Annotated in this window: 4 protein-coding genes and 1 pseudogene; 3 read left to right on the top strand and 2 right to left on the bottom strand. The window is 72.5% G+C overall.

The features are described from left to right. Positions 1-160 precede the first annotated feature (160 nt). A pseudogene (locus ABZ622_RS17300) lies at positions 161-934 on the top strand (cytochrome P450); the annotation flags it as partial. On the opposite strand, the gene treY reads toward ABZ622_RS17300, so the two are convergent. Beyond that, positions 894-3,290 (bottom strand): malto-oligosyltrehalose synthase, encoded by a 2,397-nt coding sequence (gene treY, locus ABZ622_RS17295; RefSeq protein WP_360543897.1) that lies wholly within the window; start codon positions 3,288-3,290, stop codon positions 894-896. The pseudogene ABZ622_RS17300 and the gene treY sit on opposite strands and share 41 nt — an antisense overlap. Positions 3,291-3,390: 100 nt before the next feature. Next, a complete protein-coding gene (gene glgX, locus ABZ622_RS17290) occupies positions 3,391-5,565 on the bottom strand; it encodes a glycogen debranching protein GlgX (protein WP_360543895.1) in 2,175 nt (724 codons plus the stop codon). 441 nt (positions 5,566-6,006) lie between these two features. Between glgX and ABZ622_RS17285 the strand changes: the two genes are divergently transcribed. Next, positions 6,007-7,239 carry an SAV2148 family HEPN domain-containing protein gene (locus ABZ622_RS17285; protein WP_266729035.1) on the top strand — a complete coding sequence of 411 codons (1,233 nt, stop codon included), beginning with the start codon at positions 6,007-6,009 and terminating at the stop codon, positions 7,237-7,239. 78 nt (positions 7,240-7,317) lie between these two features. Continuing rightward, the gene (locus ABZ622_RS17280) at positions 7,318-8,049 is read left to right on the top strand and encodes a 3'-5' exonuclease (RefSeq protein WP_360543893.1); all 732 of its coding nucleotides are present in this window, start codon (positions 7,318-7,320) and stop codon (positions 8,047-8,049) included. Positions 8,050-8,099: the final 50 nt, after the last annotated feature.

Here is an 8,099-nt window from a genome sequence, read left to right as displayed (position 1 = left end):
GGACTCCCCATCCGCACCACGTCACATGTCGGACTCCCCATCCGCACCACGTCACATGTCGGACTCCCCATCCGCACCACGTCACATGTCGGACTCCCCATCCGCACCACGTCACATGTCGGACTCCACATCGGTGCCTGATCCATCGGTGCCACGTCACATGGCCGCGCGCATCGAGCGGACCGCGTATGTGCTGGCGCGCCGGATCGCGGGCCGGCAACAGGCCGACCTCGTCGAGGAGTTCTGCCGCTGGCTGCCACTCGGCGCCGCCCCTGGCACGAGCGCCCGCCGCTACGCCGGCCGGCAGTCCGGCCTCATGCCAGGCACCACCCCCGGCATCGCACGAAGCACCCGGCCCGGCGCCGCACCAGCCATCGCCCATGGCACCCCGCCCGGCATTGCCCACGGCACCCCGCCCGGCATCGCCGCACTCATCGCCGCCACACCCTGCACCCGGCACACCGGCCTCCGCGAGACCGCGCTCGCCTCCTTCCTCGCCAATGTGCTGGACGCTCCCGACCTGCTCGCCGCCCTGCGTGCCGTACCCGCACTGGCCGACCGGGCCTGGACGGAGTCGCTGCGCCGCGATCCGCCGGTCCAGGTGGTGCTGCGCCGCACCGTCACCGAGGTCACCCTCAGCGGCGGCACGCTCCCCGCCGGGGCGGACGTCGCCTGTCTGATCGGCGCGGCCGGCCGCGATCCGGAACGGTTCGCCGCCCCCGACCTCTTCGACCCCTTCCGCGGCGACCAGGGCCGGTCCCTCACCGGCCCCGCCTCCTGCCCCGCCGTCCTGCTCGGCAGGCTGGAGGCCCGGCACGGCCTGCGCGCGCTGCTCGACGCGATGCCCCGGCTCCGCTGGGCGGACGGATTCCGCCCGGCCGGCACCGGGCTGCTCACCCGAGGTCCGCGGGCGCTCCTCGTCCGGCCCGGCTGAGCAGCGCCACCGGCCGCCCGGCGAAGAGTTCGGTGAGCGCGACGGAGCCTCCGGCGAACTCCCGGCCGGGCGTCAGCAGATCGGTCCACGGACCGTCGTCCGGCAGTACCAGTTCCGTGTCGTGCCAGCCGCCCGACTCCGCCAGCCGCAACGACAGCCTGGTCACCGCGGTGATCACCGCGCCGGAGCGGCAGAACGCCAGACAGTGCGCGGCCGCCGGACCAAGGGCGTCCAACGGGGCATACGTACCGGACGGGCCGAACACCTCCGGGCGTTCGCGCCGCAGCCGCAGGGCGGCCGCCGTGAGTTCGCCCTTCTCGCCGAGGGCCCCGTCCCCGTCCGGTTCGTGGAACGGCCGCCGGTTGTCCGGATCGACCAGCGCCACGTACTCCCGCTCCGTGCCCTGGTACAGATCCGGCACCCCCGGCATGGTCAGCTGTACCAGCGCCGCCCCCAGCACATTGGCCCGCACATAGGGGTCGAGGGTGCTCGCGAACCGCTCCAGCGTCTCGCGCACCGGTCCGCCGCCGGCGGCCGGCCCGGCCGCCACGAAGTCCGTCACGGCCCGCTCGTACACCGGATCGGGCTCGGTCCAGCGGGTGAAGAGACCCGCCTCGCGCACCGCCTTCAACAGCGCCGGCTCCAGCCGGCCCGCCATCTCGCCGCCCGGCACCTTCGCGCAGCCCACCGCGGTCTGCCAGGCCTGCCAGGCGAGCTGCGGGTCCGGAGCGGTGGCCGGGGTCGCCCGTTCCAGCTCGGTCAGCAGCCCGGACCACGACTGCGGGCACTCCGTCAGCACCGCGATGCGGGCCCGTACATCGGCGCTCCGCTTGGTGTCATGGGTGGTCAGCACCGTTCCGGTGGCCGGCCAGTCGCGGGCCAGCCGGGCGCAGAAGGCGTGGAACTCCTCCGGCGTCACCGCGGGCTGCCCGGGGTCGCCGCCCACCTCGTTCGCCGAGATCAGCGGCATGTACTGGTAGAACGCCGTGTCCTCGACCGACTTGGCGCGCAACGCGGAGGCGGTCTGCGCGAACCGGGCGCAGAACGCGGCCCGCCCGCGCCCCTCACCGAGCCGCCCCAGCGCCAGCTCCCGGACCACATCGACGGCCGAGGCCTCCTGGGCGACGGCGAACATCGCCTTCGCGTCCCGTACGACCGCGTCCGACAGCGTCTCCTCGGCCGTCTCAGTGCAGGGCCCGCCGGCCGTCACGTACGGGCGGTAGACGGGCACCCGCACCAGCAGTTCGCGCACCGCGGCGTGCAGCGCCCACGGGGCGTGGTCGCGCAGCGCGGGGTCCGCCGCGCAGATCCGTACCGCGAGCCGGGTCAGCAGCTCGGTCTCGGCGGCCAGTTCGTGCGTCACCACCCGGTACGCGGCGCGGCGGACGGTCGCCGTCCAGTGGCCGCCGCGGTCGCCGGCGGGGCCCGCGTACTCCCGGTAGCGGCCGACCAGCTCCGCAGCCCCCATCGGGTCGACGAACAGGCCGTCCACCCGGTGCAGGGCGTCGTACCCGGTCGTCCCCGCGACGGCCCAGTCCGCGGGCAGCGGTTCGCCGCCGGTGAGGATCTTCTCGACCACCGTCCACCGTCCGCCGGTCCCCGCCGACAGCCGTTCCAGGTACGCCGCGGGTTCGGCCAGCCCGTCGGGGTGGTCGATGCGCAGCCCGTCGACGACACCGTCCCGGACCAGTTCGAGGATCTTGCCGTGGGTGGCGGCGAAGACCTCGGGGTCCTCCACCCGCACCCCGATGAGCTCCGAGATCGTGAAGAACCGCCGGTAGTTCAGCTCGGTACGGGCCAGCCGCCACCAGCCGAGCCGGTAGTGCTGGGTGTCCAGCAGCTCGGGCAGCGGCAGCCCGGCGGTGCCGGTACGCAGCGGGAACTCCTGCTCGCCGTGGCGCAGTACGTCCCCGTCCACCCGGAGCCCGCCGATCTCGTCGCCGATCGGTCCGCCGAGTACCGGCAGCAGCACCTTCCCACCGCCTGCCGCCCAGTCGATGTCGAACCAGCGGGCGTACGGCGATCCGGGCCCTTCGCGCAGCACCTCCCACAGCGCGTGGTTGTGGCGGGGGACGGCGGCCATGTGGTTCGGCACGATGTCCACGATCAGCCCGAGACCGTGCTCGCGCGCCGTGCGGGCCAGTTCCCGCAGCCCCTGTTCACCGCCGAGCTCGGCGCGTACCCGGCCGTGGTCGACGACGTCGTAGCCGTGCCGGGAGCCGGGCACGGCCTCCAGGACCGGGGACAGATGCAGATGCGAGACGCCGAGCGCGGCGAGATACGGCACGGCCCGTCCGGCGGCCGAGAACGGGAAGTCGGGCTGGAGCTGGAGCCGGTAGGTGGCGGTGGGCGTCATGCGGACGTTCGTACCCAGCCTGGCGGCTTCTGTGTCACGGAACGCCGCAAAGGGCTCGACCGGCGGTGTCCCCGCCCGCCCGGCCGGACGGCCCCAGGCCCTACGCGGGCCGCTGCAGCACCGCCATGCTGCGCCCGACCAGCGTCACCCGATCGCCCCCGGCCACCTTCGGCCCGGAACCGGGCATGACGCCGACCGGGCGCGCCGTGTCGACCACCACCAGCCACTGCCGGCCGTGGTTCACCGGCACGGAGAACTCCAGCGTCTCCGCGCTCGCGTTGAACATCAGCAGGAACGAGTCGTCGGAGATCCGCTCGCCGCGCGGTCCGGGCTCCGAGATCGCGTGGCCGTTGAGGAAGACCGTCAGGGCCTTGGCGTGCGCGGCCTGCCAGTCCCGCTGCTTCATCTCGCCGCCCTCGGGCGTGAACCACGCGATGTCCGAGAGCTCGTCGTGGGTGCCCTCGACCGGACGGCCGTGGAAGAACCGGCGGCGCCGGAAGACCGGATGGTCGCGGCGGAGCCAGACCATCGCCCGGGTGAACTCCAGCAGGCTGCTGCCCCCGGTACCGCCCTCGCCCAGCTCGGCCCCGTCCGTCCCGTCCGCCCCGTCCCGCACCGGCTCCCGAGGGTCCGGCCAGTGCACCCACGACAACTCGCTGTCCTGGCAGTACGCGTTGTTGTTGCCCCGCTGGGTGCGCGCGAACTCGTCGCCGTGGCTCAGCATCGGCACGCCCTGCGACAGCATCAGCGTGGCGATGAAGTTCCGCATCTGCCGGGTCCGCAGATCGAGGACCTCCGGCCGGTCGGTGTCCCCCTCCGCGCCGCAGTTCCAGGACCGGTTGTGGCTCTCGCCGTCCCGGTTGCCCTCGCCGTTCGCCTCGTTGTGCTTGTCGTTGTACGAGACCAGGTCGTGCAGCGTGAATCCATCGTGGCAGGTGGTGAAGTTGATCGAGGCGAGCGGCCGTCGCCCGTCGTCCTGGTACAGGTCCGACGACCCGGTCAGCCGCCCCGCGAACTCCGCGAGGGTGCGCGGCTCGCCCCGCCACAGGTCCCGCACGGTGTCCCGGTACTTGCCGTTCCACTCGGTCCACAGCGGCGGGAAGTTCCCCACCTGATAGCCGCCCTCGCCCACGTCCCACGGCTCGGCGATCAGCTTCACCTGGCTGACCACCGGGTCCTGCTGCACCAGGTCGAAGAACGACGACAGCCGGTCCACCTCGTGGAACTGCCGGGCCAGGGTCGCCGCCAGATCGAAGCGGAAGCCGTCCACGTGCATCTCGGTCACCCAGTACCGCAGCGAGTCCATGATCAGCTGGAGCACGTGCGGCGACCGCATCAGCAGGGAGTTCCCGGTCCCCGTGGTGTCCATGTAGTACCGCTGGTCGTCCGCGAGCCGGTAGTACGAGGCGTTGTCCAGGCCCCGGAAGGAGAGCGTCGGACCCAGGTGGTTGCCCTCCGCGGTGTGGTTGTACACCACGTCGAGGATCACCTCGATGCCCGCCTGGTGCAGGGCCCGTACGGCCTGCTTGAACTCCAGCACCTGTTCGCCGCGGTCGCCCCAGGAGGCGTAGGCGTTGTGCGGGGCGAAGAATCCGATGGTGTTGTAGCCCCAGTAGTTGGCCAGCCCCGCGTCGGCCAGCCGGTGGTCCTGGACGAACTGGTGCACCGGCATCAGTTCGATCGCCGTGACGCCCAGTTCCGTCAGATGGGCGATCACCTCCGGATGGGCCAGCCCCGCGTACGTGCCGCGCAGCTCCTTCGGCAGCCCCGGGTGGAGCATCGTCAGGCCCTTCACATGGGCCTCGTAGATCACCGTGCGGTGGTAGTCCGTACGGGGGCGCCGGTCGTCGCCCCAGTCGAAGTACGGGTTGACCACGACCGAGGTCATGGTGTGCGGCGCCGAGTCGAGATCGTTGCGCGCGTCGGGCCTGCCGAACGGATAGCCGTACACCGCCTCGCCCCACCGGATCTGCCCGGCGACGGCACGGGCGTACGGGTCGAGCAGCAGCTTGGCCGAATTGCAGCGGGCGCCGCGCTCCGGTTCGTACGGCCCGTGGACCCGGAACCCGTACCGCTGACCGGGCATCACTCCGGGCAGATAGGCATGGCGGACGAAGGCGTCGGTCTCCCTGAGCTCCACCGCCGTCTCGGAACCGTCGTCGTGCAGCAGGCACAACTCGATTCGTCTGGCGGCCTCCGAGAAGACCGCGAAGTTGGTCCCGGCGCCGTCGTACGTGGCACCGAGGGGATATGCCTGTCCCGGCCAGACCTGCATAGGCTTCGACCCTTCCACTTCTGATCCGGGTGCCTGGAGCTCGCGGGCTGCCAGGGCGCGTCCGACCCCTGATCCGCCGGGCGGGCCCTGGTGCCAGATCTTCCCCGAAACAGGTGCGGCTACCTAGGACCGACCGGCAGTCGGGGGCGGCGTCGCGGGACCGGGCGGCCCGGGACGCAACGAGGTCCGGTCAACTTCGGGCCTCTCCGCGTCGCCCGGAACCGGGAACCGGACCCGGGAAACCGGCGCTCGCCCGGTACAGGGCCCGGGATGGGGTGGTTAATCACTATGAATCCCCTCACTGCGGCAGATCTTGTCGCCGGGAACATGCCTGCGCAGTAGGGGAGTTGAAGAAGCAGCATGCGCATCCGGCTGCACCGGCTCCCGCTCCCGGAGTACCCTTCCTTGATCGTTGGTGGGGGAGTGGAAGGCGGTGCGCGGGTGAGCTCGGGAGGATTCGAGCTGCCCCCAGGTGACCCGGGTCACGAGGGGGATTCCACCGATGTCCCGCCAGGGGCGGTATCGCTTGCGCAGCCCATGGAGATCGGCGCGGAACTGGACTGGGGAGCGGACGCCTGGAGCGAGGTGCGCACGCGTGCCCAGCGGGCCGGACGGGCCTATATCTGGCTGAATCTCGTGGAACAGCGGCTGCGTGCCGTGGTCGCCGCGGTGCTCCGGCCCATCTACGAGCCGGTGCACGGCGAGGACTGGGTGGTGGCGGCCGCCGGGCCCGCCGGGCAGGAGTGGGTGCAGCGCGCCGTCGCCGTGCGCGAGGTCTCGCGCCGCAAGGGCTATCTGCTGGACCCCGCCGACGACAACGTTCTCAGCTTCCTCACGCTGCCCCAGCTGCGTGAGCTGATGGTCCAGCACTGGCCCTGCTTCGAGGCGTACTTCGACGACCGGCGCGAGGTGGAGCTGGCCCTCGACGAGCTGGAGGTCGCCCGCAACGTGGTCTCCCGCAACCGCGCCCTGAACGAGGCGGTCCTCGCGCAGGCCGAGCGTGCCTCCGCCCGGCTCCTGGAGATCCTGGGCAGCGGCGCCGGGGTCCCGTCGGCCGACCGGCTCCCGGTCGACGCCGTCGAGGAGCTGGTCGGCGACCGGTACGCGGACGTGGTCTCGGTCCACTCCGACCGGGTGCGGCTCCAGCGCCAGCTGCCCGCCGAGGACCTCTTCGGCGGCTCGCGCCGGCTCGACGCGATCGGCATAGGGCTCAATCTGCTGGTGCAGAACTTCTCCGGCCGCAGGCTCATCCGGCTCGCCGAGTCGGGCTGCCGGGTCCGGCTGCTCTTCATCAATCCGGCCAGCAGCGCGGTCAAGCGCCGGGAGCGGGAGCTGGGGCTGAAGAAGGGCGAGCTGAGCCGGTCGGTGGAGATGAACATCCTTCACATGCGCCGGGTCCGCTCCAAGCTCCGCGACCCGGGCGCCTTCGAGATCCATGTGTTCGACGAGACGCCGCGCTTCACGGCCTACCTGGTGGACGGCGACGGGACCGACGCGGTCGGGGTCGTCCAGACCTATCTGCGGCGCGCACGCGGCATGGAGGCACCCGTGCTGGTGCTGCGCGGCGGCGGGCGCGCCGTGGTCCGGGCCGGGCAGGACAACGAGCACGGGCTGTTCGAGACGTACCGCGAGGAGTTCGAGTCCGTGTGGGCGGACTCCCGGCCCGTCTCCTGAGGGGCCGCCACCGCGTTGTCAGTGGTGCATGCGAGGGTGGTCATCACCTGGGGGAGAGCACCACGAAGGAGGTACGGGATGAGCTGGCACCGGGAGCCGCTGGTCGGCTTCGACCTGGAGACGACGGGCACCGAGCCGCTGGAGGCCCGGATCGTGACAGCCGCGGTCGTCGGCGTCGGCGGCAGGGACGGGGAGCCGGTGCGGCAGCGTGCCTGGCTGGCGGATCCGGGCGTCCGGATCCCCGCGCAGGCCTCGGCGATCCACGGCATCAGCAGTGAGCGGGCGGCGGCGGAGGGCCGGCCGGTGCGCGAGGTCGCCGACGAGATCGCCGAGACCCTCACCGGCTACTGGCGCCAGGGCGTCCCGGTCGTCGCGTACAACGCGGCCTTCGACCTGACGCTGCTCACGGCGGAGCTGCGGCGGCACGGGCTGCCGTCGCTGAGCGACCGGCTCGACGGGGCCGGGATCGGCCCGGTCATCGACCCGTACACCATCGACCGGGCCGTCGACCGCTACCGCAAGGGCAAGCGCAACCTGGAGGCGGTCTGCGTCGAGTACGGCGTGGTGCACGGCGGGGCTCATGACGCGGGGGCGGACGCGCTGGCCGCGGTCCGGGTGGCGTACGCCATAGCCGAGCGGCACGGCTCGGTGGCCGGGCTGACCGCCGCCGAGCTGCACGAGCGCCAGGTGGAGTGGTACGCGCAATGGGCGGCGGACTTCCAGCAGTTCCTGCGGCGCAAGGGCACCGCCGACGCGGTGATCGACGGCCACTGGCCGCTGCGGGAGCCCGCCGGAGTCACCGCCGGCTGACGGCCCGCAGACGTACGGCCCGGACCGGCCCCGGCCCGCCCCGGGCCCCG

It is taken from the genome of Streptomyces sp. NPDC007164, assembly GCF_040634135.1.
Classification (GTDB): domain Bacteria; phylum Actinomycetota; class Actinomycetes; order Streptomycetales; family Streptomycetaceae; genus Streptomyces; species Streptomyces sanglieri.
Note: the sequence above shows the minus strand (reverse complement) of the source record. Positions and strands in the feature narration are given on the sequence as shown.